The organism is Jiella mangrovi (assembly GCF_017815135.1).
Classification (GTDB): Bacteria; Pseudomonadota; Alphaproteobacteria; order Rhizobiales; family Rhizobiaceae; genus Jiella; species Jiella mangrovi.
Genome location: NZ_JAGJCF010000022.1, coordinates 1 through 25,560 on the forward strand (window position 1 = coordinate 1; position 25,560 = coordinate 25,560).

Genomic DNA, 25,560 nt, shown 5'->3' on the forward strand with positions numbered 1-25,560 from the left:
CAGCCTCATGCAACTGTTCAGGTTTCGAAGACGGCGCGGGAAGGGGCCATGCCAGGCACCGGTCTGCCTTGCGGACGACCAGGATTCTCTCGGCCTCCTTCCCGCCTCCCACCATACACCAATTCGAACACACAGGATTCTCGGGACGGGGCCCGAGAATGACGAAGCGTCGAATGCTGCGCCTTATCGATCAAGTCGTGGCCGGCCTTCGAGGATCGTGTCGTGCACACCGGCGTCCATTCGGACGCCCGCCTCGCTAGGCGGCGGCCGTTTCGGCCACGGACGTCTGCGCCTTCGCCGGCAACAGGACGCCGGCGAAGAAGCCGGCGAGCGCCTCGTGGGCGTTGAGCGGCAGGACATGCGCGACATACTGGTCGGGGCGCACGATAACGAGGCAGCCCTCCTGACGGGAGATGCCGCGCAGCGCGAAGATGTCCCGGCCGGGCGCGTCGTCCCGGCGGAAGGTCTTTTCGTAGTCGACGAGACCAAGCCGCCCCTTGTTCGGCAACAGGATCGGCGGCAGCGTCTCGAGGGCGAGGTCCTTCGCCGCCTGCTGGAAGACCACGCGCAGATCGATCACCGCATCGATGTCGGATCCCGGCGGGGTATGGCGAAGGATCGGGGAGGCGGGATCCGACGCGAGATAGCCGCACAGGGACCGGATCGCCGAGCCTTCCGCGGCCGGATCCGCGGTGGGGGCGAAGGCGAAGAGCCGCCAGCGCGCATCGGCCCGGACGGTCTCGCCGAGTTCCATCGCCTTGGCGTCCGCAAGGCGGATCACCGGGGCGGAATGCAGTCGCTCGCCGATGGGAAAGCCCGGAGCCAGTGACTGCCAGCTTGCATCACCCGTCAGCACCGACGGCTCGTAGGCGACGGACATGCCCGCGGTGTAACGGCCATGCTCGACGAAATAGCGCTGGAACTTCGGCGCTTCACCGGTGTCGGACGCGTCCGCGCTCGCCCGCTCGCTCATGATCTTCGACCATTCCCGGTCGAATTCAATGAGATCGCGCGCCACCGCCTGGCGCTCCTGCGAATAGCTCGAAAGCAGCTCCGGCGCCGAGCGGCCGGTCAGCACCGAGACGAGCTTCCAGCCGAGATTGAAGGCGTCGCCCATCGAGACGTTCATGCCCTGGCCGGCCTTGGGGCTGTGGGTATGGCAGGCGTCGCCGGCGATGAAGATGCGCGGAAGCCGCGCGTCGTCCTCGCTCGTATCGTCGAACCGGTCGGTCAGGCGCTGGCCGATCTCGTAGACCGACCACCAGGCGACCTCCTTCACCGCGAAGTCATAGGGCCGGAACGTCCGCTGTACGGCCTCGATGAGCCGATCGACGGTCACCTCGTCGCGGGCGAGCCGCTCACCCTTTCCGAGCGCGCCCAGCTCGACGTAGAACCGCAGGAGATAGCCGCCCTCGCGGGGAATGATGATGATGTTGCCGCCGCCCGAGGCCTGGATCAGCGTCTTGCAGCGGATGTCGGGAAAGTTCGTGACGGCAAGGACGTCCATCACGCCCCAGGCCTGATTGGCGGAGTCGCCCTTGAGTTCGAGGCCCATGGCACGGCGCACGCCGCTGCGGGCGCCGTCGCAGCCGACCACGTATCTGGCGCGCACGGTGACGGTCTCGTCGCGATCGGCGTCGCGGCCTTCAGCGGTCTCGGCGACCCGCTTCAGCGTGACCGTGACGGGATAGTCGCCGCCTTCCGGATCACGCGTCACGTCGACGACTTCGAGGCCGTAGTCCGGCACCAGCCGCGACGGCGATTTCGCCATCACCTGAAGATACATGTCGTGGACGCGCGCCTGGTTGAGGATCATGTGCGGCATCTCGGAGAGGCCGTCCTCGACGTCCTTGATGCGGCCCGAGCGCAGGATGTGCTCCGGCTTGTCGGGATCGGCCTTCCAGAAGGTCGTCTCGTTCACCCAGTAGCCCTGGCGCTTCACGGTGTCGGCGAAGCCGAAGGCCTCAAACATCTCCATCGAGCGGCACGAGATGCCGTCCGCCTGGCCCTTTTCCATCGGGCCGGGCTTTTGTTCGACGATCCGTGTCGTGATTTCAGGAAAGGCGGAGAGCTGCGCGGCGAGCGTCAGTCCGGCGGGCCCGCAGCCGACGATGAGAACGTCGACGTGGTCGGGAAGCTTTGATGCGGCGGGCCGGCCGGGCGCTGCGGGAGCCTTGTCCGGATCGCCGGGGCGAAAGCCGTCGAGATGGTATTGCATGGATCCTCCCAGAGTTAATATGTGTACTTACTATAGACCTTCGGCGTGGCCAGGGCAAGGTGATACGTGTACATATCATTGCGACAGGGGACATGAGCGAGGGGAATGAGAGTTGCCGGAAGAGAGGAAGGGCTCGGCGAGCCTGGCGTTGCCGGGCCATCTGATCCGCAGGCTGCATCAGGTGTCGACGATGGTGTTCCACAGCCGCGTCGAGGCGGCGGGATACGACATCACGCCGGTTCAGTTCTCCGCCCTCGACGCGCTCGCCCATAATCCGGAGATCGATCAGAAGGGGCTTGCCAAGCTCGTCGCAAAAGACCGCGCCACCCTCGGCTCGGTCCTCGAGCGGCTGGAGCAGAAGGGCCTCGTCGACCGCCGTGTCAGCCCACAGGACAAGCGGGCGAGGGTGCTTGCCTTGACGCCGGAGGGGGAGGCGGTCCTCGCCAAGCTGCTCCCGGTGGTCATGTCCCTGCAGAGGGACATTCTTCCGGGGCTCGACGAGGAGGAGTACCGGCAGTTCATCGCGCTGGCCGCGAAGGTTTCGTCCGTCGCAGCTGCAGGAGAGGGCTGATCGCGCCGGCTGCACATGGTGCGGCACGATGCGCAGATTCCATAGGGTAGAGCGTCCTCAGTGCGTCCATTCTGACGCACGGCGCTCCAGGCTACGGATTTCGGGCCGCAGGCCGCTCGTTCCAAAGGCTTCGCCCGCGCAGTCCCGTAAATCTCACGGCCTGTCGCCGGTCAGCTCTCGCAGGAGTGGATTGGGAAATTGGCGTTTGAGCGTCACGGCATAGAAGGTCTCGGACATCTGAGGGAACTGATCGACTTCCAGAAGCTCGCCGCGTTGCAATTCGTCTTTCACGACGATCGGCGGCACGATGGCAAGACCGACGCCCTCCCGCGCGAGGAGGCGGATCATGGCCATGTCGTCGACCTCGGCGGCGATGCGGGGGCGAATGTGCAGGCGATCGAACAGCGCGTCGAGCCCGGATCGGATGCTGCTGTCGATCGTCGGCAGGACGAGCGGTTGGCGTGAGAGCAGCTCTTCGAAGGTGGATCCGTTGCCGAGCCGTTCCGGTGTTCCGATGAGGCTGACGGGCTGTTCGGCGATCGCGTGGGAAATCCACGGTGTGGCCGCGTCGCGTGGTGGCGAGATCGTCGCGAGAACCACATCGAGCCGGTGTGCCTCAAGGTTCTTCAAAAGGTCGCCGAGGGCGCCCGAACGGATGACGATCTCGACGTCGTTGCGGCCGAGCAGCGGCTGGAGATATCCGATCTGGAAATTCCTGGAGAGCGTCGCCTGCGACCCGACCCGCAGCACCCGGCGCTGGTCGGACGTTCGCCCGCGAAGGGTGTTCACGAGCTCATCCCCGGCAGCGAAGATCGCGTCGGCATGGTCGAGGGCGATCTGCCCCGCCTCGGTCAGGACCAGCGAGCGTCCCTGCCGATCGAACAGATTCTGCCCCAGGCGTTCCTCGAGCTGGCGGATCTGCGTCGACACCGCCGACTGCGACACGTTCAGGCGCTCGGCCGCGCGGGTGAGATTGCCGTCGCGGGCGACGGTCCGGAAATAGCGGAGGTGGTGAAAGTTCAGTTCGCTCATACCGTTCTGTTAAACAGAACGATATCGCAATGACAATGTATTTTTCTTAAAGCGCAGCGGAGCTTACGACACCGGGCAGATCTCCGACTTTCAACAAAGCGAGCTGTCCATGACCTATGATCTGGCTTTGGCGATCGGCCCCGCCGCTCTCCTTCTGGCCGCAACTTTCGCCTTCTGTCTTCCGGGGCGCCGCCAACCCCTCGTCGCCAGAACCGCCGAGGCGGCGACGATCCTTGCCTTCGGCGCATCGGCCGTCTCGGCCATCCTGTTGATCGCCCATGGCGCAAACACCGGTCCGGTCATCGGCCTTGGCGGTATCGGATACTCGGCGCGGCTCGATCTGGTGAGCGCGACGATGTCGATGCTCGTCGCCTTCGTCGGCTGGATCGTGATCCGGTATTCGGCCTCCTATCTCGACGGCGAGGCGCGGCAGGGGGCTTTCCTCGGCTGGATGATGACGACGCTCGCCACCGTGCTGCTGCTCGTTCAGGCCGGCAATCTCGTTCACTTCGTCCTCGCCTGGATCGCCACCAGCATGTGCCTGCACCGGCTGCTCCTCTTCTACGGTGATCGCGTTCAGGCCCGGCGCGCCGCTCGCAAGAAATACATCATCGCGCGGATCGGTGACGTCGCTTTGATCGGCGCGGCCCTCCTGCTCTATGGCGGCTACGGCACGCTGGACATCGCGTCGATCCTGTCCGCTGCAAAGGCTGGCGATGCGCCTTCCGGCATCGTCTGGGCCGCGGGCTTGCTGGCGCTCGCGGCGGTGCTGAAATCGGCGCAGTTCCCATCCCATGGCTGGCTGACGGAGGTGATGGAAACGCCGACGCCGGTTTCGGCGCTGCTGCATGCCGGTGTCGTCAATGGCGGCGGGTTTCTGCTCATCCGCTTCGCCGACGTCATGCTGCTTTCTCCGGGCGTCCTGGCCGTGCTGGTCATGATCGGCGGCTTCACCGCGCTCTTCGGCGGCCTTGCGATGCTCTCGCAGTCGGGCGTGAAGAACTCGCTCGCCTGGTCGACGATCGCCCAGATGGGGTTCATGACGATGCAGTGCGGGCTCGGCCTGTTTCCGCTGGCGCTCCTGCACATCGTCGCGCACTCGCTCTACAAGGCCCATGCCTTCCTGACGTCGGGAACGGCCGTCGATCTGGTGGCTTCGCTTCGCCGGCCGGGCCCGATCGCCATCCCCAACGGCCGGGCGGTGCTGCGGGCCTTTGCGCTGGCGCTGGCGATCTATGCGGTGATCGGTTTCGCCTTCGGCTTCGATCACAAGTCACCGCAGGCGATCGCCCTCGGCGCCATCCTGATCTTCGGCGTCGCCTATCTGCTCGCCCAGGGTCTGGCCGATGCCGCGCCGCGGGTGCTGACCCGGCAGACCGCGCTCTATGCCGTCGGCGCCTCCGTCAGCTACTTCGCGCTGCAATCTGCCGCCGAGTGGCTGGCCAAGGGCGCGCTGCCGCCGACGCCGGCGCCCGGTGCCCTGGAATGGGGGCTGATCGTCCTCGCCGTTCTGAGCTTCGGCGTCGTCGCTGTGGCGCAGGCGATGTTCCCGCTCTGGTCGGATCATCCGGCGGCCGCGGGCCTGCGGGTGCATCTGACCAACGGCCTTTATGCCAATGCGCTCTTCGATCGGCTCATGGACAACTGGTCGACGGGCGATGCTCCCCTCGGCGCAAAAGAGGAGACCGCGCTGGACGAAGACCTCGTTCCGGCCGGTAAGATCGGCGACGGCGCGCTCGAAGCGGCCGCGGACGCAGCCGCGCGGCAGATCCCGCCGCTGTGGCCGCTGTCGTCGTCCGTCGCCGTCAACCCGTTCCTCGGGCAGACGACACAGACGCTCGCGGAGACCGGCGCGCGGCTTGCCCGCCTGGGCGACACCCCCGTCACGATGAAGCGGTCCTGGTATCGCGACAGGATCGCCGCGGGCACGATCGGGGAGGGGGACCTCGCCGCGGCGCTTCAAGCTTCACCGCATGCCAATGCTCCGGCGAACGTCATGGCGCTGAGGGCAGCCGCCGCCAAAGAGCGGCCCGAGCCCGGCGCGCTGCCGACGATCGCCGAACTCGCGGCGCGGGCGACGGCAGTCGACTGGCCGGGGATCATCTCGGACCGCTTCGGCCTCTGGGCCGGTGGCTATCTCGATCAGGGCCAGGCGTTGTGGGCGGCGCCGCGGGGCAGATCGGCCTGGGCGGCGTGGTGCGCCTACGCGACGCACGATCTGACGCCCGAGATCATGGGGCTGAAAGGCTTTGCGGCCTTCGTCGCCGATGCGCCGGAAAGACCCGGCGAAGCAGTGGCGCGGGCCGCCCGGCGGCTCGGCCTCACCGATGCGGCCCTCGACAGCTATTTCCACCAGTTGCTGCTGTCCCTCGGCGGATGGGCGCAATATGCCCGCTACGAGCTGTGGCGCGCCGAGCTGGCGGGAGGCACGGATTCGACGCTGCTGGACATGCTGGCGATCCGGCTTATGTGGGAAGAGGCGCTGCTGGCCCGGCACGAGGCGGCGATCGGCAGCGAATGGGCGGCCGTCCGCAGCGTTCACGAGACGCCGATCGTTCCCTCGCAGGACGACGTCGTCGACGAGATCCTGCAGGAGGCCGCCGAGCGCGCTGTCCAGCGTGAACTTGCCGGCACACTTGAAAGCGTCACCCCGATCGCTCGCGAAAGCCGCCCGGCGATGCAGGCCGCCTTCTGCATCGACGTTCGCTCCGAGGTCTTCCGGCGGGCGCTCGAGGCGGTGAGCCCATCGATCAGGACTCTGGGTTTCGCCGGTTTCTTCGGCGTCTCGACGAGCCACCGGCGCTTCGCCTCGGACGTGGTGGAACGGCGGTTCCCCGTCCTGCTCAACCCTGCCGTCGGCTCGGCGTCTGGCGGGCAGGACGACGCCGACGACGATCTCGCGACCCGTTACAGGGCGCGGGCGAAACGCGCCTGGGGCCGGTTCAAGCTGGCGGCCGTTTCGTCCTTTGCTTTCGTCGAGGCGACGGGGCCGGTCTATGTGGGCAAGCTGTTGCGCGATGGTCTGAACCTTCACCACCACGCGGCGCCGAACGATCCGGCGCCGCGTTTCGAGCCCGAACTCGACCTCGAAAGCCGCATCGCCGCGGCGGAGACCGTCTTGCGGGCTATGTCTTTGACCGACGGTTTCGCCCGGATCGTCCTCCTCGTCGGGCATGGCGCGCATGTCGTGAATAACCCTCATGCCAGCGGGCTGCATTGCGGGGCCTGCGGCGGCTATTCCGGCGACGTCAACGTGCGGCTGCTCGCGGGCCTATTGAACGATCCGAAGGTGCGCAGCGGCCTCGCCGCGCGGGGCCTCGTGCTGCCGGACGACACCCTGTTCGTCGGTGCGCTGCACGACACGACGACGGATCGGGTGACGATCTACGAAGCCGACGTCGCTGCCAACGACCATGCCGCCGATCTCGTCCAGATCCGCAAATGGCTCGACGAGGCCGGCAGGCTCGCACGCGGCGAGCGGGCTCTGCGGCTGCCGGGGGCGTGCCATGAGGGCGACATTGAGCTGCGCTCGCGCAACTGGGCGGAGGTGCGTCCCGAATGGGGGCTCGCGGGATGCAAGGCCTTCGTCGCCGCGCCCCGCAACCGGACCGTCGGTCGCAGCCTGGAGGGGCGCGCCTTCCTGCACGACTACGGCTGGCGTCAGGACAGTGAGCGCGGCTTCCCGGTGCTCGAGCTGATCATGACCGCGCCCGTCGTCGTGGCGAGCTGGATCAGCCTGCAATATTACGGCTCGACGGTCGCGCCCGAGACCTTCGGCGCGGGCAACAAGCTCCTCCACAACGTCGTCGGCGGCATCGGCGTCTTCGAAGGCAATGGCGGTCTTTTGCGGGCCGGATTGCCCTGGCAGTCGATCCATGACGGCGAGGCCTATGTCCACGACCCCTTGCGGCTTTCGGTCTGCATCGAAGCGCCGCGGGAGGCGATGAACGACATCCTGGCGCGCCACGAAGGCGTCCGGGCGCTCTTCGACAATCGCTGGCTCCACCTCTTTGCCCTCGACGAACGGGGACGGCTCGCATGGCGCTATGCTGGCGGGCTCGAATGGGAGCCGGTGGAGACTTCGGCAATGGCCGCTGATCTGGAGGACGTCGCATGACCATCCGTCAGACAGGATCCCGGCTTTCGCTTCTCGCCGGGCCGGGCGCCGGCGATCTCCCGTCGGTCGTCGACGTGACACTCCCCGCCCGGACGCGCGAGCGCCCGGGCAGGATCGCGGGCAGCGCCGATGCCGGCTCGCTGGAGCCGCAGCAGCGGCAAGGGAGCTTTTGAGATGGCGCCGCCGGCTCACTATTCGCTTCAGGGCAAGCGCGCCGCACTCGCCACCATGCATGGCAAGGAGCGGGTGATCGCGCCTTTGCTCGAAGGAGCACTGGGACTTCATGTCAGCGTGCCGCAAGGGGTCGACACGGATCGGTTCGGCACGTTCAGCCGCGAGATCGAGCGGACGGGAAGCCAGCTCGATGCGGCGCGCCGCAAGATCCTCGCCGCTTTCGATGCCGACCCCGATGCGGATGTCGCGATTGCCAGCGAGGGCAGCTTCGGCCCGCATCCCGTCTATTTCTTCGCGGCGCTGGGGAGCGAGATCGTGGTCCTTCAAGACCGCCGATCGGGCCTCGAACTGATCGGTCGCCAGGCCGACCTGAAGACCAATTTCGGCCATGTGACCACTCGCTCGGTTGACGACGCCGCAGCTTTTGCCGAGCGGATCGGGTTTCCTGAGCATGGGGTGATCGTGATCGGCACGTCGGGCGGCGACCCGGCACCCGAGCGATATCTTCGCAAGGACGTGTCGAGCCTCGAAGAACTGGCGGCGAGCGTGAACGAAGCCATCGCCGCATGCGGGGAGGCCCATGTCGAGGCCGATATGCGCGCCCATCGCAATCCGACGCGCATGCGCGCGATCAGACGGGCGACCGTCGACCTCGTCCGTGTTTGCCGGTCGCTCTGTCCCCGGTGCGCGCGCCCCGGCTTCGTCGTTACCGAGACGCTTGCCGGCCTGCCCTGCGACTGGTGCGGCACCGCGACGAATGCCGTTCGGGCAGAGGTCTCCGTTTGTGCCGGCTGCCGGTATCGCGCCGAGAATCCCGTCGCGGCGGCGGTGGCCGATCCAGGCCATTGCCCACGCTGCAATCCGTAGGATCTGTCGGAAGGAGACCGAGATGGAAACGCAGGATCCCCATGAACTGGTTTTGAAAGACGTCGACGATCAGATCGACTGGGTGCTGGAAAATCAAAGAATGAGCGCGTGGCTGCGACAATCGCTGCGAAGCGCAAGGGATCGCGATCCTGTCGATATTCTGAACGATCTGTATCTCCTCTCTTACCTCCTGAAACGAAGAGCCGATGCACAGATCGCGAAGAGCTTGTCGTTACAGGGTGCCGCAATGAGGAGGCACAAGGCGGGCTGAAGTCGGCGTACGGAGGAAACATAGCCTCGCAAGACGGCTAGGGTGCCCAAACGCCGCGCCGGGTGCTCGATGGATCAGCTTGCCGTGTGGCGCTCGACGAGGGAGGCGGTTCGAACGACGCTGGCCTCGTCGAACGCGGCGCCGGCGATCTGAAAGCCGATCGGGAGGCCTCCGTCATCGAAGCCGCAGGGGACCGTGATGGCGGGCAGACCCAGAAGGTTCCAGGGATAGGTGAAGCGCCAGGAGGTTTCGAGCACGGCCTCGGTCTTGCCGCCGAGAACGACTTCCTTCTGTCCGATCCGCCAAGCGGTGATCGGCATGGTCGGGCCCACGACGACATCGACATTTGCAAAGACTTCCCGGAACCTGCGGCCCAGCAGCGTCCGGTAGCGTTCGGCTTGCAGATAGTCCGAACCGGTCACCAGCCGGCCCATCTCGACCAGCAGCCGGACGTCCGGCGCATAGGCATCGACGCGGCCGGCGGAAAGATGCGGCAGATGGTAGGCGGTCGAAGAGGAGAGCTCGATCGCGAAGATCGCGCCGAGGCCATATTGGAGTTCGCGAACCTCAAATTCCACGACGGTGGCGCCGAGCCGGCCGAGCAGTGCGATGGTGTTTTCCACGGCGCGTTCGACCTGTGGATCGAGCGCCTCGAAGAAGTGGTTGCGGCACACACCGACGCGAAGGCCTTTGGCATCCTGCGTCAGAGCTGCGGAAAGATCGGTCGGGCCGGCTTCGGCAGAGCCGGCGTCCTTCGGATCGTGACCGGACATGATGTCGACGAGGAGGGCTGCGTCGGCGACGTTCCGGGCGAGAGGGCCTGCGTGATCCAGCGACCAGGAATGCGGCACGATGCCGGATCGCCCGATCCGCCCGAAGGTCGGTTTGAAGCCGACATTGCCGCAAAGGCTCGCCGGGATGCGGATCGAGCCGCCGGTGTCGGAGCCGGTGGCGGCGAGACAGAAGCCGGCGGTGACCGCCGCTCCCGAGCCGCCGCTCGACCCGCCGGGGACGCGTGTCTCGTCATAGGGATTGGTTGTCGGCGGTGTCTCCATGCCCCAGGCGAATTCGTGCATCCGCGTCTTGCCGATGAGGATCGCGCCGGCCGCCCGCAGCCTGGCAACCGCCGCCCCGTCCTCCAGCGGAAAGGCGATCTGCGCCGCTGTGCCGGCGGTCGTCGGCATGTCGGCTGTCAGGTAGTTGTCCTTGATGGCGATGGGGATGCCGTGCAGTGGACCGGTCGAAGCGCCGGAACGGGCGGCGTCGTCGCAGCGGCGTGCCTGATCGAGCGCATCGCCGGCGATGTGAACGAAGGCCTTGAGCGCTCCGTCGCGGGCTTCGATGTTTTCGATGCAGCGCGCGACGAGATCGGCCGACGACAGACGGCCGGCGCGAATGGCGGCGGCGACTTCGGTGATCGGAGCTTTCAGGGCGTCATCCGGCGTCATCGGTTAATTCCCTTCGAAGGACGGGCCGGAAGATGACCGACGGGTGCGTGTCCTCAAGGTCGAGCGTCCGCAGAAGGGCGATCTGTCGGCCGATGACCTCATAGGCCTGCCGCACCTCGCGCAGCCGGTCCGCGCGGATCAGGGTTTCGGGATCGCGGCCTGTCTGGTCGTCGCTCATCACGTCGTTTGCGTGGGTCGTGCCGGTCGGATCACTCATGGACGATCGCTCCCGCCGCCGCCCGGCCGCTCGGGCGGCGATTTCAAAAGCAGCTCCATGACGCTCGAAGGAAAGGCGCTGGGCGACGTTCGCTTCGGCATTCCCTCGACGAAAGGCATCAGCTGCGAGCGGGCGACCTCAAAGACCTTGCGCAGGCGCGCGACCGGATCGGGATCCTCGTCGACCCGGAGATCGACGGTCGCATAGACCTCTTCGCCGAAGACGATCAGGCCGGCTGCCTGCTTGCCGCGCTTGTCGCCGCCGACGGCCTGCGCCGCCTCGAGACATGTCATCAGCCGCTCGGCGAGACTGTCGGCGGGGTGCGCCTCGAAGGTCTTCGCGAGGGCGTCGATCACCTGCGGACCCGTCAGCATGTTGCCCTGGGCGCTGAAGTTCGTCCCGTTCCGCGAACCATGCCACGCGGTGCAACTCGCGCCGGTCCACACGGCCGATCGACCATTCGCGTCGACGACGCCGACCTGGCGCAGGTCGGCCTCCGGATCGCTCTCCAACGCGCCTGCCAGCGCCGCTTCTGCAGACGAACCGGCAGCAAGGGCGTCGAGGATCGTCGTCGCCAGATAGGGATTGACCCAGGACTGGGTGGTGACCGCGCCGATGCCCGGCCGGACATAGGGGCAGATCGCCCCGACGGCGGGAACAGCCGATGCCACCGCGACGCCGAGTTCTCCCGTGCGATCACATCGCGCGACGATCGAGAAGGTGTTGGCTTGGATGCCTGTCATGCCGCGTCTCCCGGTGCAAAAAATCTAGATCCGCAGGTGCTCTTCGAGGGTTGCGGCCGTATCGGCATGGGCCGCATCCCCGCGCGCGACGATCTCGCCGATCTTGAGGATGGCATAGCGATCGGCGACGGACAGCGCGAAGGGCAGGTTCTGCTCGACGAGAAGCACGGCGACACCGTTCTTTTGCTTGGTGGCCTTCAGGACCTCCGCCATCTTGGCCACCATGGTCGGCTGCAGGCCCTCTGAAATCTCGTCGATCAGCATGATCTTCGGCCGGGCGATCAGCCCGCGCGACAGGAGCAGCATCTTCTGCTCGCCGCCCGACAGCGTGCCGGCGCGCTGACGCAGGCGCTCCACGATCCGCGGGAAGGCGGCTTCGACGTCTCCCATCCGGTCCTCAAGCAGATCGTCGCTCTCGACGCCGAGCCGCAGATTTTCGGCGACGGTGAGGTCCTGGAAGATCGCGTATTCCTGTGGCGTATAGGCGACGGCTCGCCGGGCGATCAGATGCGGCGGACCGTTGGTGATGTCCGCCCCGTCGAGCGCCACCGTTCCGCTGGAAGCGCGCACGAAGCCCATGATGGTCTTCAAAAGCGTCGATTTGCCCATGCCATTCTTGCCGAGGATGACCAGGATCTCGCCGGGGTCGATCGAAAAGGACACGTCCCTGACGACGGGCGCGGCGTCGTAGCCGCTGGTGAGGCCAGCGACTTCGAGGACGCTGTGGGAGGAACCGTTCAGTAAAGCGCTCATGCCGGCGCCTCCGTCTCCTGGCCCGAATAGACCGCCTTGACGAGATCGGAGGAGACGACCTCCTCGACGCTGCCGTCGAGCAGCATCTTGCCCTGATGAAGGACGACGATCCGGCTGGAGATCTCGCGAACGAAATCGAGATCGTGCTCGATCAGGAAGACGCAAAGCCCGTAATCCTCGACGAGCCGGGTCAAGACGCTGCCGATCGCGGTGCGCTCGGCCTTGGTCAGGCCCGCCGTCGGCTCGTCGAGCAGAAGGACGCGCGGTTCGGTGGCGAGCACCATGGCCAGCTCAAGGCCTCGCTTCATGCCATGGGAAAGGTAGCGGGTCTCGAGGCCGAGCTGCCGGTCGAGCCCGGTCGCCTTGAGGATGTCGAGGGCAGGCTCGGGCAGGGCGACCTTGTCGCTGCGCTCGAAATAGCGGGCGCCGTCGATGCGGTAGCGGGCCAGGCGCAGGCAGTCGCCGACAGTCAGGCTGTCGAACAGGCTGGTGTTCTGGAAGCTGCGGCCGACGCCGAGCGCAACGATCTTCTGCGGCGATTTCCGCCCGATGGTCTCGCCGCCGATCGTGACCTCGCCGCCGCTGCGCTCGCTGCCATTGCTGATGCAGCGCATCAGCGTGGTCTTGCCGGCGCCGTTCGGCCCGACGATCGACAAAAGCTCGCCCCTCCTGCCCTCGACCTCGATCCCGTCGAGAACCGTGAGGCTGCCATAGCGGCAGGTCAGCGCCTCGATCCTGATCGGGGACGTGTCGGCCGCAAGGTTTTCTTCCAGCCCGCGTCCCTTGGCCGGGACGAGGGTGACGGTTTCCCGGTGCATGTGCGCCGCGGCGCCGTCCTTGCCGTGTCGCTTGTAGCGGCGCCAGGCACCGGTGACGAGCGAGGCGATGCCGTTTGGCAGGAGGATGATCACCACGACGAATGCGACGCCGACGATGAATTTCCACAGGAAGGGAAGGCTGCCCGACAGATAGGAGGAGGTGACGTCGATGCCGATGGCGCCGAGGATCGGCCCGATCAGCGTCGCCCGGCCGCCGAGCGCGACCCAGATCAGCGATTCCGTTCCGAGCAGAAAGCCGGCAAGTTCCGGCGCGACGACGTCCGTGAAGGCCGCGTAGCCGAAGCCGGCGACCGCTCCGATCGCTCCGCAGACGACGAAAAGCCCCGTCTTGATGCGCGAGACGGGGATGCCGAGATAGGCGCAGCGGTCCTCGTTCTCGCGGATCGCGATGAGAATGCGGCCGAAGTCGCCGCGCACGAAGAGCCAGGCGAATGCGGCGACGACGACGAGAAGCGCGCCGGCAATGACGAACCATGTGGCGAGCGACCAGTAATAGGTCGGAAAGCCCGAAAGCCCGCTGCTCGATCCGGTGAAGGTGCCGCCGGCAAAGATGATCTGGACGAGGACGATCGGCAGCGCCAGGGTCATGATCGAGGAGTAGAGCGGTGAGGCGCCGTGATAGAAGGACAGAAGTCCCACCAGCCACGCCACCAGCGCCGCCGAAACGATCGCGATGACGAGCGCTGCGGCGAACCATCCCGGGCCGAAGCCCCAATGGGTGAACACCAGTGCGCAGGCATAGGCGCCGATGCCGTAAAAGGCGGACTGGCCGAACGTCAGGATCCCGGTGTAGCCCCAGACGAGATCGACCGTCAGTGCGAGCACGCCCAGAAAAAGGGCGCGGATCATGACGTTGGTCAGGTAGATGCCGAGGAAGTGCGGTGCCGCCACGACGACGGCTAGTGCGAGCGCGGCCACGATCGCCGTCGCCCAATAGGACGAAAGCGAGCGCCCTGCGCGTTCGGAGGCGATGTCAACCACGCGACAGACCTCCTGGCCTGATCCGCAAAATCACCGCCGCGAGGACGACGATCGTGATTCCGCCGATGATCGGGCTGACGAAGGTCGATACCAGAACCTGCGCGCCTCCAAGCAGAAGGGAGGCGAGTGCGAGACCCGGGATGGCGACGCCGGAGACGAGCACCAGCATGAAGGAGTTCACCAGCCAGGGAAGGCCCATGTTCGGATCGATGGAAAGAAGCGGGGTGATCAGCGCGCCTGCGGCGCAGGCGAGCGCGGCGCCGAGGCCGAAGGTGACGGCACGCACCCTGACGCTGTCGATGCCAAGGCCGCGCGCAAGGTTCTCATTCATGATCACAGCGCGGGCGTTCAGTCCGAAACGGGTATAGTAGAGAAGCGCGGTGAGGGCGGCTCCGAGCGCCAGCGCGACGACGACGAGGACGAGACGCCAGGACGAATAACCGACGGAGAGAAGATCGGTGGTCCCCGAGATCGGGCTTTCGGCGAACTGCACGCCGCGCCCGAAGATGAAAGTTATGATCTGTGCGATAACGATGCCGAGCCCCCAGGTGGCGAGGATCGCGTCGAGCGGCCGGTCGTAGAGCGGGCGCAGGATGACGCGTTCGACGACGATGCCGAGGAGGAAGCCGACGACGGCTGCCGCCGGGATCGTCAGCCAGGCGTTGAAGCCGGCATTCGTGACGACGTGGGCGGAGTAGCCGCCGACCGTCAGAAAGGCGCCGTGGGCGAAATTGATCAGCTTCATCACGCCGAGAATGATCATCAGACCGGCCGCGATGATGAAGAGCATCGACGACGTCGTGACGATGTCGAGCAGCAGGGTCGCCATGGTGGGTTCGATCCTTGCGCGAAGGGGGGCGGGCAGGTTGTCGAGGCGAGGCGGGAACGTTCTCCCGCCTCGCCCTTCTTCGGCATCAAAGGTTCGGGCACTGGTCGCCCGGATCGACGTCCTTGAAGGTGTTGATGACCTTCACGCTGCCATCGTCCTTGACCTGGCCGAGATACATGGTCAGCGGCGTGTGGTGCTGCTTGTCCATCTTGATGACGCCGCGCGGCCCCTTGAAGGAGACTTCGGGCAGCGCGTCGACGACGGCCTGTGGATCGGTGGAGCCGGCCTTCTCGACCGCCGCCTTGTAGAGATAGATCGCCTCGTATTGCGGCACCGAGAGGTCGTTCGGCGTCTTCAGGCCGGAGCCGAACTTCTTTTCCATCGCGGCGAGGAACTTCTTGTTCTCCTTGCTGGAGATGCCTGTCAGGTAGGACTGCGAGATGAAGATGCCGGAGGCATCCGAGCCCATGCTCTTCGCGGTGCCCTCGTCGACGGCGAGGTTGCCGTAGGGAATGGTGACGCCGGCATTGCGCAGCTGCTTGGTCAGCGTGACGTTCGGGGCGCCGCCGGCCGTCGAGGTGATCAGCGCGTCAGGGTTCTTCGACTTCAGATCGGAGATGATCGCGGTCCAGTCCGAGCCGTCCATGGGCAGATATTCTTCGCCGAGGACCTTGCCGCCGCTTTTCTCGATGTACTGACGGGTGAACTCCAGCATGCCGCGGCCGAAGGCGTAATCGGAGCCGATGAGGTAGAAGCTCTTGGCGCCTTCCTCCTTCATGAAGTGATCGACGATCGGGGTGACCTGCTGCTCGGGGACCCAGGCATCGACATACATCCACGGGCTGCAGGAATGACCCTCGTAGAACGAGGTGTAGATGTAAGGCTTGCCGGCGCGGTTGACGATCGGCAGGCCGGCATTGCGGGCGGCGCTCGTCTCCATCGAGATCAGCACGTCGACGTCGTCCTGGAACACCAGCGAGTTGAAGGCGCTCTGGGCGCCTTGCGCGCCGCTGCCGTCGTCGGCGACGACGAGTTTGACCTTGCGGCCGAGAATGCCGCCATTGGCATTGATCTCTTCGGCCGCCAGTTCGCTCGACTGGACGACGGAGGGCGCGACGACGCTGTTTGCGCCGCTGAGGCCGACCGGGATGCCGATCTTGATCGGATCTTCCTGCGCCGCAGCGCCGGAGGTCATCGCTGCGAGCAGCAAAACGCTGCCTGCCAGATGGGTGAGTTTCATGACGTCGTTCCCTGTTTGCGAACCGCTCGTTGTCAGTGCCAGTCGGGGCGAGCCTCGGTTCCCAACATTTCCCCGTAAAGATCCGTCCGGCGATCGCGGACGACCTGGTTGAAGGCGTTCCAGTTGCGCTGCCGGCGCGCCTGCGAAAGGTCGATCCGGGCCGTGATCTCTTCCGGCTCGTCCTTGCTGGCTGGACCCGCGACGGGCCAGCCATTGTGATCGACGATCAGGCTCTGGCCGATGAAGGGCTGGCCGCGCTCGGTGCCGACGCGGTCGCAGGCGGCGACGACCATCGAGTTGGAATGCGCCGCGCCCATGCAAAGGATGTTGGCCATAGCCGGAAGATGGCCCGGCTGCTTTTCCATGGGCACCCAGTTGGTCGGGACGCAGACGATGTCGGCGCCCTGCATGGCGAGGAGGCGCCAGGCTTCGGGAAACCAGCCATCGTAGCAGATCAGCACGCCGAGCCGGCCAAAGCGCGTGTGGAAGACAGGAAAGCCGAGATCGCCGCGTTCGAAGAAGAGGGCCTCGGCATTCCACAAATGGGTCTTGCGATAGGTGCCGATGATGCCGTCCGGCCCGATGACAACGGCGCTGTTGTAGAGCTTCACGCCCTCACGTTCGAGAAAGCCGGCGACGAGGGTGACGTTGGTTTCGGCGGCAAGTTTCGTCCAGGCGGCGATGGTCTCGCCCGTCGCGACTTCCTCGGAAAGTTCGTAGGCCTCAGCCCGGCTTTCCAGGACGTAGCCGGAATTGCAGAGCTCCGGCAGGACGATCAGTTGCGAGCCTTTCGCGGCGAGCGTTTCGACGAGCGCGATGCTCGCCGCGAGGTTCCGCTTCTTTTCGCCGATGCGCGGCTCGAACTGCGCGCATGAAATCTGGATCTGCGCTTCCTGCACCATGGACACCCGCACTCCCGATGTCTGCGCCACGGGGGTCGTCGCAAGCCGCTCCGGCTGCTCTGCGCGACGGCGCTCACATCCGGAACCTACCCGATCTTTCCCGCCATTCAAGTGACTTGAATGAATTTGTGAAAAGAATCTGAGCGAGCCTAATTTTTGCGCAAAATGGCCGCCATGTGCTCATCAAAAGGTGGATGGCCCGGATTGCGGGCAACCGTCGCTCTGGCCGACCATACTCGATGGCCATTTGGGGAGGTCAAAAGGTCGGGGGCGTGTTGACCCACAGTATCCGCGCCACCTGATCGCCATCGTTGCGATACTCGTGGGCTTTCTCGGAGCGGAAGGCGAAAGAATCGCCGGCAGAAAGCTCGTAGGCCGTCCCTTCGACGGTGAGAACCACCTGTCCTTCAAGAACGAAACCCATTTCCTCGCCGACATGGCTGAAGGCGCCATCGGTCGATCCACCGGGATTGACGATGTGGATGTTCGCCTCGAGGAGGTTCTGGCGCGACGAGGGCGGGAGGCGCTCGAGCATGATGCCGGCCCCGAAGCGCGACTGGCCGATGCCGATCAACGGACGCTCGCCGGCACGATGGACGACGGTCTCGCGGTCGTCCTCCTCGCTGAACAGGAAGGTGATGTTGATCCCGAGCGTGTCGACGAGCTTGCGCAGCATCGTCATGGTCGGGTTGACCTTGCCGGTCTCGATCTTCGACAGCATGCTTTCCGAGCAGCCGACGGTCTGGGCGAGCTGCTTGAGGGAAAGACTGTGGAGTGTCCGCATATGGCGGAGCTTCATTCCGAGATCGGCCGGTAAGGTGCCGCTGCTTTCATTCATTCGATCGTAAGCCCTGGTCGGTGCCGGCTAGATGGCTGCGGCGCCTCATCCCACGCCGCCACATGGACGAGGCCCCGAAACGCACCGAGGTCGTCCGGAGAGCCTGTCGAGCATATCTCAGCTTGCATAGAGGAGAAACAACCCCGTCGGGATTGATGTCGATCAACATCCCTGTCGGCGCAACGCGTGCGGTGCCGACGGGGGCTGTCATCGGGATGGTGCGATCATCGCCGCAGAAGGTTCTCCTTTGCCAGATCCACCACCTCGTCGCCGCGTCCGCTCATCACCGCGCGGATCATCCACAGGCCGAAGCCTTTGACCTGTTCGGCGCCGATCGTCGGCGGTATCGACAGTTCCTGCGTCGCCGTGACGACGTCGAGCACCGCTGGCCCGTCATGGGCGAGGAACGTCTCGACGGCCCCCGGCAGATCGCCCGGATCCTCGACGCGCGCACCATGTATGCCGATGGCCCGGGCCATCGCCGCGAAGTCGGGATTGTCGAGCCTGGTGCCGAGTTCGACGAAGCCGGCCGCCTTCATTTCCAAAGCCACGAAGCCGAGCGTGCCGTTGTTGTAGATGACGATCTTTACGGGGAGCTTTTCCTGGGAAAGGGTCAGGAGGTCGCCCATTAGCATGGCAAAGCCGCCGTCGCCGGAGAGCGAGATCACCTGACGCCTCGGCTCGCTCGCAGCAATGCCGATCGCCTGTGCCATGGCATTGGCCATCGAGCCATGGATCAGCGAGCCGATCAGCCGGCGCTTGCCGTTCATCTTGAGATAGCGCGCTGCCCAGATCGTCGGCGTGCCGACATCGAAGGTGAAGACGGCATCGTCGGCCGCCTGCTCGTCGAGAAGGCGAGTCAGATATTGCGGATGGATCGGCTTGCGGCCGGGCGTTCCCTCGGCAAGCTCGTCGAGCGAGGCGCGGACCTTCTTGTAGCGTTTGACGCTGTCGTCGAGATGTTTGCGGTCGGTCTTTTCGTCGAGCTTCGGCAAAAGGGCGGCGATGGTTTCGCCGACGTCGCCGACCACGCCGACATCGAGCCGCGCCCGCCGGCCGAGCTGCTCCGGCGTGATGTCGATCTGGGCGATCCTGATGCCCTTCGGAATGAACTGCTTGTACGGAAAATCGGTGCCGAGCATCAGAAGGGCGTCGCAGTCGTGCATCGCCTCATAGCCCGAGGAAAAGCCGATGAAACCGGTCAGTCCGACGTCATAGGGATTGTCGTATTCGACATGCTCCTTGCCGCCGAGGGCATGGACGATGGGGCTCTTCAGCGTCTCGGCGAGGCGCATCAGCCCGGCATGGGCACCGGCGCAGCCCCGGCCGCAGAACAGCGTGACCTTGCCGGCGCCGTTCAGAAGATCGGCCAGTCGCTCGACGGTCTCCTCGCTCGGCACGACCTGCGGCGCCACCGGCAAAAGGCCGGCCAGAGGTGACATGGCCCGCTCGGGCGCGGGCTTCAGCGCGACGTCTCCGGGAATGACGACGACCGCGACACCCCGCTTACCGACGGCTGCGCGGATGGCGTTTTCCAGCACATAGGGCATCTGGCTCGTTTCGGAGACCATCTCGCAATAGACGCTGCACTCCTGAAACAGGTTCTGCGGATGGGTTTCCTGGAAATAGCCGCCGCCGATCTCGGAGGAGGGGATCTGCGCCGCGATGGCGAGCACCGGAGTGCGGCTGCGCTGGGCATCGAAGAGGCCGTTGACGAGGTGCAGGTTGCCCGGCCCGCAGGATCCGGCGCAGACTGCCAGCTCGCCGGTCAGCTGGGATTCCGCCGAGGCGGCGAAGGCCGCGACCTCTTCGTGGCGCACATGCACCCAGCGGATCGTCTCACGCTGACGCAGCGCCTCGGTCAGGGCATTCAGACTGTCGCCGACGACCCCGTAAATTCTCTTCACGCCGACTTCGTGAAGCGTATCGACGATCAGATCCGCCACGTTGCCCTTGGTCATCCCGGTTCTCCAGAAAAGCGCGTGCCGCCGCCGCGACATTTGATCTGGACGTCAAACTAGGAGCGGCGGCGATGAGAGCAATTCGGGCGGGTAAAGGCAGGGATGTCAACCGAAGCGGCCTTCCTGTCGAGGGCAGGGAGCGGTTTGCATGGCCGATGATGAAGGCCGGCGGCGGCCATGCCGCCACCGTCGCCGGGTTCACTTCACGGCGAGGCGGTCCGAGGATTTATCCACGAACTCGACGGTGGTGACCGAGGGCTGGACGAGCTTTGCCAGGGCGGCCGCGTCCCAGTTGGTCAGGCGCACGCAGCCATGGCTGCGGCTCTTGTCGATGCGGCTTGGATAGGGCGTGCCGTGAATGCCGAAGGTCGGCTTCGACAGCGCGATCCAAGTCGAGCCGACCGGTCCGTTCGGGCCTGCCGGGATGGTCAGCGGGCCTGTATTGTCGCCCTGGGTGAAGTTCCTGGCCGGATTGTAGCTGTAGGTCGGGTTTTCCGCGACGCCGGTGACCGTCAGATGCCCGCTCGGCGATGGCGTATCGTCCGAGCCGATCGTCGCGGGGTCGAGCAGGACAATGTTGCCGTTTGCATCGTAGGCGATGAGTTCGCCGCGCTCCTTGTCGATCACGATGCGGGCGACCTTCGTCGTCGGGGCCTGCCCCACATCGGCGACGAGGATCCTGGTCCCGGCCGCGCGTAGATCAGCATTCGGGTTCATGGCGAGGAGCAGATCCTCATCCATGTGAAAGCGCTCGCCGAACATTTCTGCGGGGGACTGGTAGCCCAGCCATTCCATCTTCGCCAGCTCGCCGTAGTCATCGGGGATACGGTCGACATAGCGCGTCGCCGCGTCCTCTTCGGTGATGGTGTAGGTCTTGATCGCCTTGCCCTGATCGACGGTCAGGATGACCCAGAGATCGGCGTCGATCTCGCCGTCCTCGGGAAGACCACGCATCGCCTCATAGGCCGCGATCGCCTTGCGGGTGTTCTCGCCGTTGAAACCGTCGATGACACCGGGGGAGGCGTGCGCGCGATCGAGAAGGATCTGCAAGCGGATCAGGAACGGGTCCGGATGCTTTTGCTCGTCCGCGGTCTCGAGACTGGCCTCGTCGGGAAGATCCGTCGAATAGGACGGCGACGTGATCTCAAGATCGGGAGCGTCCGATACGGGAACGTCCTCACTTGTCAGCATGGCCGCGGCCGCGCTCGGCGGTGCGTCTGTGGAGCCGGTCCGCGTCTGGTCGAGCGTGTCCAGCGGGCTCTCGTCGGCGGCATGGACATCGGGGACCGTGTCGTCGCGTCTGGCGGTGGCGGCCACGGCGTTCGCCTCACGAACCGACGCCTGCCAGGACTGGAACGTGGCGGCCTCGATCGCTTCTTGCGAAAGGGGGCGCCACTCGCCTGCAAGCGAGACATGGGGCATCGTTGCCGCAAGCAGGCCTGCTGCGGCGAGGGACTTGATTTTCATGGAGATGCGCCTCGAAAAGGAGTAGAACCCGTACTCGCAGACCGTGTGAGACGACGTTTTGTCTCGCAAATTCAAGAATATAAGAATATGCTTAAAATAATATGAACGGATGTGTTTCGACAATTGGCCGGGAACCTGTCAGATGCGCTCGGAGGAAGGCTACGCCAAGCGGGGTCGCTCGAAGCTAGGGCCTCAGTTCGTTCTCCTTTTTCTATTTTTGATCGTGATCGCCGGCGCCGTCTGGATCTCCAGTGACGATACCGAGGTCTCGTCGCCGGAAGTCCCGCGTCCCATCGCGCCGACGCAGTAGATGAGCTCCACCGGATTGCGCTGATCGGCGGTCCCTGCGCTCGCCGAAACGTTTGTGACGCGGCGTCTGGCGCGATGGTCTTTGCCGAAAACGGGCGGCCGCAAGGGGCGGTCTGTCAGCGTCGTCCTTCTCGCAATGGCGATCTGTGAGAGGAACCGGGAAGCGCACCGAGAAATCCGTCACCACAGCCATACGACGACGGCTGCCATGGAGCCCGTCAGCGCGGCGCCCAGAACCGTTCTGTCCAGCCAGATGGGACGTTCCCACTGGCCGAAGATCTGAAGCGCATCCTGCCGGTCCCAGACGAGGTCGCCGATATTTTCCTTGGCGGGACGGCGTGTCGCGGCGCTGATCGCAAAGTGAAGCGCGATGGCGGCAAGCATGATGATGCTCGACATGATCGTATAGTGAATGTCCGGCAGTCCAAGACCCGACCACACGTCCGTCACTTCCTTGGCAATGAAGATCGGAACACCGACGAGGAGGCCGAGGACAATCGTCCAGAAGGCGCCGTTGCCATTCAGCCATGGAACGAACAGGCCGAGAATATAGACGACGATGATCGGCGGCACGACGTAGCTGAGCGACGACTGGAAATAGCCGAATAGGCTTTCGAACCCGGCGATCGAGGGCGCGTAGATCGCGCCGATGACCATGGCAACGCCCGTCACGATCCGCCCGAGCTTGACCATTGTCTCTTCGGAAATCTCAGCCGACGGGAAATAGATGCATTTGCCGCAATGCCTCCGCTGCGACGATGCCGGCCGAGACGGCGAGGTTCAGCGAGCGGGTGGCCGGTGCCATCGGAATCTTGAGGCGCGCATCGACGACGTCGTGAACGTCCTGAGGAACGCCGGCACTTTCCCGGCCGAAGACGAGCCGATCCGTCGCCTGGAAGGTGAAATCGGTGTAGATGGTCTCGGCCTTCGTGGTCAGGAGGACGAGACGGCCCGGCCGGTTTTCGAGATCGCGCAGGAATGCGGTCCAGTCGTCGTGACGCCTGAGGGCTGCCATCGCCGCATAGTCCATCCCGGCTCGCTTCAAGGCGCGATCAGACGAATCGAAGCCGGCGGGCTCGACCAGTTCGACGGTCAGGCCGAAGCAGGCGGCAAGGCGCAGGATCGCACCGGTGTTGCCGGCGATGTCGGGCTGAAAGAGGACGAGGGAGGGGCGCTGATGGCCCGCCGGCGGGTTGCCTTCGTTTTCCATGTATCTTGCCATATTGTGCCGTCGGAGCGTACGGCGCGGTTTCGGACGGACGAGTGATCATTCGACATGCCCTTCCAGGCCTTTCCCGACAAGGCACGACGGTTTCTGGCACGCGCGCGGCGGGTGGCGACCGGCAGATCGATGCGTGCGTTCGGCGGCCGGCCGAAATCGGCTCGCCTGGCGCCAGGCCGGCTTTCAGCGCGGCTTGGTGCGCGAACGAGCGGTCTCGTGGAAGGGGGCGCAGAGCGGCTTCCGCGCCTGCGGCTGTTTGCGAGGATCAGATCGAAGCTCCCGAGATTTTCGGGCAGGGCAGCACTGACGAGGGTTTCGGACAACGTTCGGTCAGCACTCGGCGCTTTCGCCGCCAAGGCCCGTCTTGCCGGGTTGAGAGCTCGCGCTGGCGTCCTGAAAGGAGCTGCCAGACTCAAGGGTCGCGGAGGTGCAGCCCAAGCCGAAGTGCCGACACGCAGACCCGGCAATGCGTCGTCGGAGGCGAAGCCGGCGGGACCTCCCTCCCGCAGTCCTGCATGGGATGCCCCGACGATCGCGGGGGCCGCGCCAGCCGCGCGGCGGTTCGACGGTCTTGCGGTCCTTGGTCCGGCGACGCGCCTCATCTTTGTTGCGCTGCTGATCGCCATGGGCTTGTTCGTGCTGTTCCTCAATACGGATCGGGGTGTTTCTATCGGCGAGCGGCTGAAGCGCGCCGCGGAGACCGGAGCCGTCTTCAGCGAGCCGGCCGCAAGCTCTTCCGCAAACCGCAGCGCCCTTGATGCCCTGCAGCCTTCGCCGGAGGGCGAGGCGGGGGAGGGCCCGAAGGTCGCCCCGCTTGCCTCGGACCGCCTGCTCATGCCGCCAGCGACGAAAATCGCGGAGGATTTCGTGCGCCTTGCCACCGTCAGTCCCAAGCGGATCTGCCGGGCGATCGATCCGGGCCAGCGGCTCATGAAATGGAGCGAAAGCCCGCTGATGCGCGGCCAGTGGGAATGCTACGCGACCGCGACGGCGGACGGGGAGCGCGTGACGAGCGAGAGGGATCTCGAAGATGAGCCCGCGACGGAAGATCCCGATACGGTGATCGAGCCGTCACTGCCGACAGAGCCGCAGCTCTTCGTGATGGCGCGCGGGGTTGCGCGCGACACACTCACGAGCATTCGCATCAAACTGGTTGCCGACAGCGGCGCGAAGGCGAAACGGGGCGCCAAGCGGTTGGCGGAACTCACCGCGGCCCTGTTCGACGTTCTGCAATGGAGCCCGCCGGGCGGGCTTCTGGAGAAGCTGCGCAACCTTCAGGATTTCGAGATCGACCAGGCGGGCACGCGACTGCGGTTCAAGCGCGAGCTGAGCGCTGGATGGCAGTACAATCTGATCGTGATCTTTCCCAACGCGATCAAATACCGAAAAGGATCAGCGTTTCAGGGGCCTCAGCCGGAACCCAGTCCCCTCCCGCAGCCGCCCGGCGATCCGTCAGTCGACGCGCCTGCCGGCGACCGCTGACGGCAACTGGCGCCGCCGGCCGAAGGTCGTTTTCCTGGTGGCCGTGCCCTTGCGGAGGCCTGCGCCTTCCACATGCAACGGCTGGTGCTGGCCTTTGTCGCGCTTGACCGGCACGTCGATTGGAGTGGCAGCCTCGAGGCCGAGAAGCTCGCGCGCGGCCGGCTTCGTCAATCCGTCGTAGACGCGTCTGAGGGCGGCGAAGGCCGTGGCATCGTGGCCGGCGGTCCGGTGGACCATCAGGACGAGCGTCATGGCGTCGGCGGTCGTCAGGTCGAGAAGTTTGAGGGCGGCGGCAAGGAACGTGCCATCCTCGCCCTCGACGAGAGTGACGGCCGTTTGCGCCGGGAGCTTCAGGGTCGAGGCGATCGCCCGGGCGGCGCCTCCGGGATTGCCGTTGCGGGCTTCGTGCAGCAGGGCTGGGAATGGCGGTGTGCCGGGTTCCAGCCGAAACACCGCCGTTTCGCTCGTCTGCGCGCCGGGCTGCGCGGGGCGTGGCTTTGCGCGGACAAGCGCTCTCAATGCATCGCGGGCGGCGGCAGCATTCTTCAGGGGTGGTGGGGCTGTTTCCTTGCCGGCCCCATCAGAGCGCTGGACGTTCGGCTCCACGCTTTGACGTGGGAGATGAACGCGGGCCGCCTCGGCCGGCGGCACGGCTTCTTCCGCCGCTTGCAGCGAAAGGACATCCGTCTCAGTCAGGCAGGGGCTCGAAAACAGGAAGGGCGCTGCGATCTCCGCAGGTTCGTTCAGGAAAAGCTCGACGACGGGACGCGGCACATCGGGAGACTTCGCCAGCGAGATGGCGATCTGGCGCTTCGTTTCGGTGGACAGTTTCGGCCATGTCGAGGCGATGAGCCGAGCAAAATCCGCAGCATGGGCGGGGCCCGGCCGACGCATATCGAGAAACCCCGCGACGGCAGCCGTCGCGATGGTATCAAAGGCGCTCCGGCCCTGACGGGTTTCGAGTGAACGGAAGAGGCGCGGCATCTTGTCGACCATGTCGCTCCAGCGAAGCTGCGTTTCCCGATCGGCGCCCGAACCGCTCCATCGCCAGATCGAAGCCAGCCGGGGCTGGCGCCAAT

The 25,560-nt window shown here is 65.6% G+C and carries 21 protein-coding genes and 2 pseudogenes; 7 read left to right on the forward strand and 16 right to left on the reverse strand.

Features of this window, described 5'->3' with window-relative positions; genetic code table 11:
- Positions 1-256: 256 nt before the first annotated feature.
- Positions 257-2,218, reverse strand: a complete 1,962-nt coding sequence (locus tag J6595_RS20135) for an FAD-dependent monooxygenase (protein ID WP_209597112.1) — start codon at positions 2,216-2,218, stop codon at positions 257-259.
- 112 nt (positions 2,219-2,330) lie between these two features.
- Here J6595_RS20135 and J6595_RS20140 point away from each other — a divergent pair, with 112 nt between their 5' ends.
- Positions 2,331-2,789: a MarR family winged helix-turn-helix transcriptional regulator gene (locus tag J6595_RS20140; RefSeq protein WP_209597114.1), complete on the forward strand. Its 459-nt coding sequence runs from the start codon at positions 2,331-2,333 to the stop codon at positions 2,787-2,789.
- Positions 2,790-2,942: 153 nt separating this feature from the next.
- Here the strand turns inward: J6595_RS20140 and J6595_RS20145 are convergent, their stop codons facing one another.
- A complete protein-coding gene (locus J6595_RS20145; RefSeq protein ID WP_209597116.1) occupies positions 2,943-3,821 on the reverse strand; it encodes a LysR family transcriptional regulator in 879 nt (292 codons plus the stop codon).
- 109 nt (positions 3,822-3,930) lie between these two features.
- Here J6595_RS20145 and J6595_RS22675 point away from each other — a divergent pair.
- From J6595_RS22675 to J6595_RS20170, 5 genes and pseudogenes are all read left to right on the forward strand, one after another.
- A pseudogene (locus tag J6595_RS22675) lies at positions 3,931-4,950 on the forward strand (proton-conducting transporter transmembrane domain-containing protein); the annotation flags it as partial.
- A 561-nt stretch (positions 4,951-5,511) separates the two neighbouring features.
- Positions 5,512-7,938, forward strand: a complete 2,427-nt coding sequence (locus tag J6595_RS20155; RefSeq protein WP_245198942.1) for a YbcC family protein — start codon at positions 5,512-5,514, stop codon at positions 7,936-7,938.
- Entirely contained in the window at positions 7,935-8,111 is a 177-nt protein-coding gene (locus J6595_RS20160; protein ID WP_209597117.1) for a hypothetical protein, read from the forward strand. Before J6595_RS20155 ends, J6595_RS20160 begins: the two co-directional genes overlap by 4 nt.
- Before the next feature lies 1 nt (position 8,112).
- Complete coding sequence (locus J6595_RS20165) at positions 8,113-8,979, forward strand: DUF6671 family protein (protein WP_209597119.1); 867 nt, start codon at positions 8,113-8,115, stop codon at positions 8,977-8,979.
- A 22-nt stretch (positions 8,980-9,001) separates the two neighbouring features.
- Positions 9,002-9,250: a hypothetical protein gene (locus J6595_RS20170; RefSeq protein ID WP_209597120.1), complete on the forward strand. Its 249-nt coding sequence runs from the start codon at positions 9,002-9,004 to the stop codon at positions 9,248-9,250.
- A gap of 176 nt (positions 9,251-9,426) precedes the next feature.
- Here J6595_RS20170 and J6595_RS20175 read toward each other — a convergent pair.
- From J6595_RS20175 to J6595_RS20235, 13 genes and pseudogenes are all read right to left on the reverse strand, one after another.
- A pseudogene (locus tag J6595_RS20175) lies at positions 9,427-10,698 on the reverse strand (amidase); the annotation flags it as partial.
- Complete coding sequence (locus tag J6595_RS20180; RefSeq protein WP_209597124.1) at positions 10,685-10,915, reverse strand: hypothetical protein; 231 nt, start codon at positions 10,913-10,915, stop codon at positions 10,685-10,687. The pseudogene J6595_RS20175 and the gene J6595_RS20180, both read right to left, overlap by 14 nt.
- A complete protein-coding gene (locus tag J6595_RS20185) occupies positions 10,912-11,658 on the reverse strand; it encodes a DUF1028 domain-containing protein (protein ID WP_209597127.1) in 747 nt (248 codons plus the stop codon). The genes J6595_RS20180 and J6595_RS20185 overlap by 4 nt, the downstream gene beginning before the upstream one ends.
- A gap of 24 nt (positions 11,659-11,682) precedes the next feature.
- The gene (locus tag J6595_RS20190) at positions 11,683-12,411 is read right to left on the reverse strand and encodes a branched-chain amino acid ABC transporter ATP-binding protein (RefSeq protein WP_209597129.1); all 729 of its coding nucleotides are present in this window, start codon (positions 12,409-12,411) and stop codon (positions 11,683-11,685) included.
- The gene (locus J6595_RS20195) at positions 12,408-14,099 is read right to left on the reverse strand and encodes a branched-chain amino acid ABC transporter ATP-binding protein/permease (protein WP_245198943.1); all 1,692 of its coding nucleotides are present in this window, start codon (positions 14,097-14,099) and stop codon (positions 12,408-12,410) included. Before J6595_RS20195 ends, J6595_RS20190 begins: the two co-directional genes overlap by 4 nt.
- Positions 14,100-14,223: 124 nt before the next feature.
- Complete coding sequence (locus tag J6595_RS20200; RefSeq protein WP_209597131.1) at positions 14,224-15,060, reverse strand: branched-chain amino acid ABC transporter permease; 837 nt, start codon at positions 15,058-15,060, stop codon at positions 14,224-14,226.
- Between the two features lie 85 nt (positions 15,061-15,145).
- Positions 15,146-16,300, reverse strand: coding sequence for a substrate-binding protein (locus J6595_RS20205; RefSeq protein ID WP_209597133.1), 1,155 nt, complete (start codon positions 16,298-16,300; stop codon positions 15,146-15,148).
- A gap of 32 nt (positions 16,301-16,332) precedes the next feature.
- Positions 16,333-17,202 (reverse strand): nitrilase family protein, encoded by an 870-nt coding sequence (locus tag J6595_RS20210; RefSeq protein ID WP_209597229.1) that lies wholly within the window; start codon positions 17,200-17,202, stop codon positions 16,333-16,335.
- Between the two features lie 256 nt (positions 17,203-17,458).
- Positions 17,459-18,040: a cupin domain-containing protein gene (locus tag J6595_RS20215; protein ID WP_245198913.1), complete on the reverse strand. Its 582-nt coding sequence runs from the start codon at positions 18,038-18,040 to the stop codon at positions 17,459-17,461.
- A gap of 224 nt (positions 18,041-18,264) precedes the next feature.
- Positions 18,265-20,001, reverse strand: coding sequence for a ubiquinone-dependent pyruvate dehydrogenase (gene poxB, locus J6595_RS20220; RefSeq protein WP_209597135.1), 1,737 nt, complete (start codon positions 19,999-20,001; stop codon positions 18,265-18,267).
- Positions 20,002-20,199: 198 nt separating this feature from the next.
- On the reverse strand, positions 20,200-21,468 hold the full coding sequence (locus tag J6595_RS20225) for a L,D-transpeptidase family protein (RefSeq protein ID WP_245198914.1): 1,269 nt from the start codon (positions 21,466-21,468) through the stop codon (positions 20,200-20,202).
- Between the two features lie 489 nt (positions 21,469-21,957).
- Positions 21,958-22,470, reverse strand: a complete 513-nt coding sequence (locus J6595_RS20230; protein ID WP_209597137.1) for an SLC5/6 family protein — start codon at positions 22,468-22,470, stop codon at positions 21,958-21,960.
- Between the two features lie 16 nt (positions 22,471-22,486).
- A complete protein-coding gene (locus J6595_RS20235) occupies positions 22,487-22,987 on the reverse strand; it encodes a tRNA (cytidine(34)-2'-O)-methyltransferase (RefSeq protein WP_209597139.1) in 501 nt (166 codons plus the stop codon).
- Between the two features lie 141 nt (positions 22,988-23,128).
- Between J6595_RS20235 and J6595_RS22785 the strand changes: the two genes are divergently transcribed.
- Positions 23,129-24,481, forward strand: coding sequence for a DUF6030 family protein (locus tag J6595_RS22785; protein ID WP_280891560.1), 1,353 nt, complete (start codon positions 23,129-23,131; stop codon positions 24,479-24,481).
- On the opposite strand, the gene J6595_RS20245 is transcribed toward J6595_RS22785, so the two are convergent.
- The gene (locus J6595_RS20245; RefSeq protein WP_209597143.1) at positions 24,452-25,477 is read right to left on the reverse strand and encodes a hypothetical protein; all 1,026 of its coding nucleotides are present in this window, start codon (positions 25,475-25,477) and stop codon (positions 24,452-24,454) included. The genes J6595_RS22785 and J6595_RS20245 overlap by 30 nt on opposite strands.
- Positions 25,478-25,560: the final 83 nt, after the last annotated feature.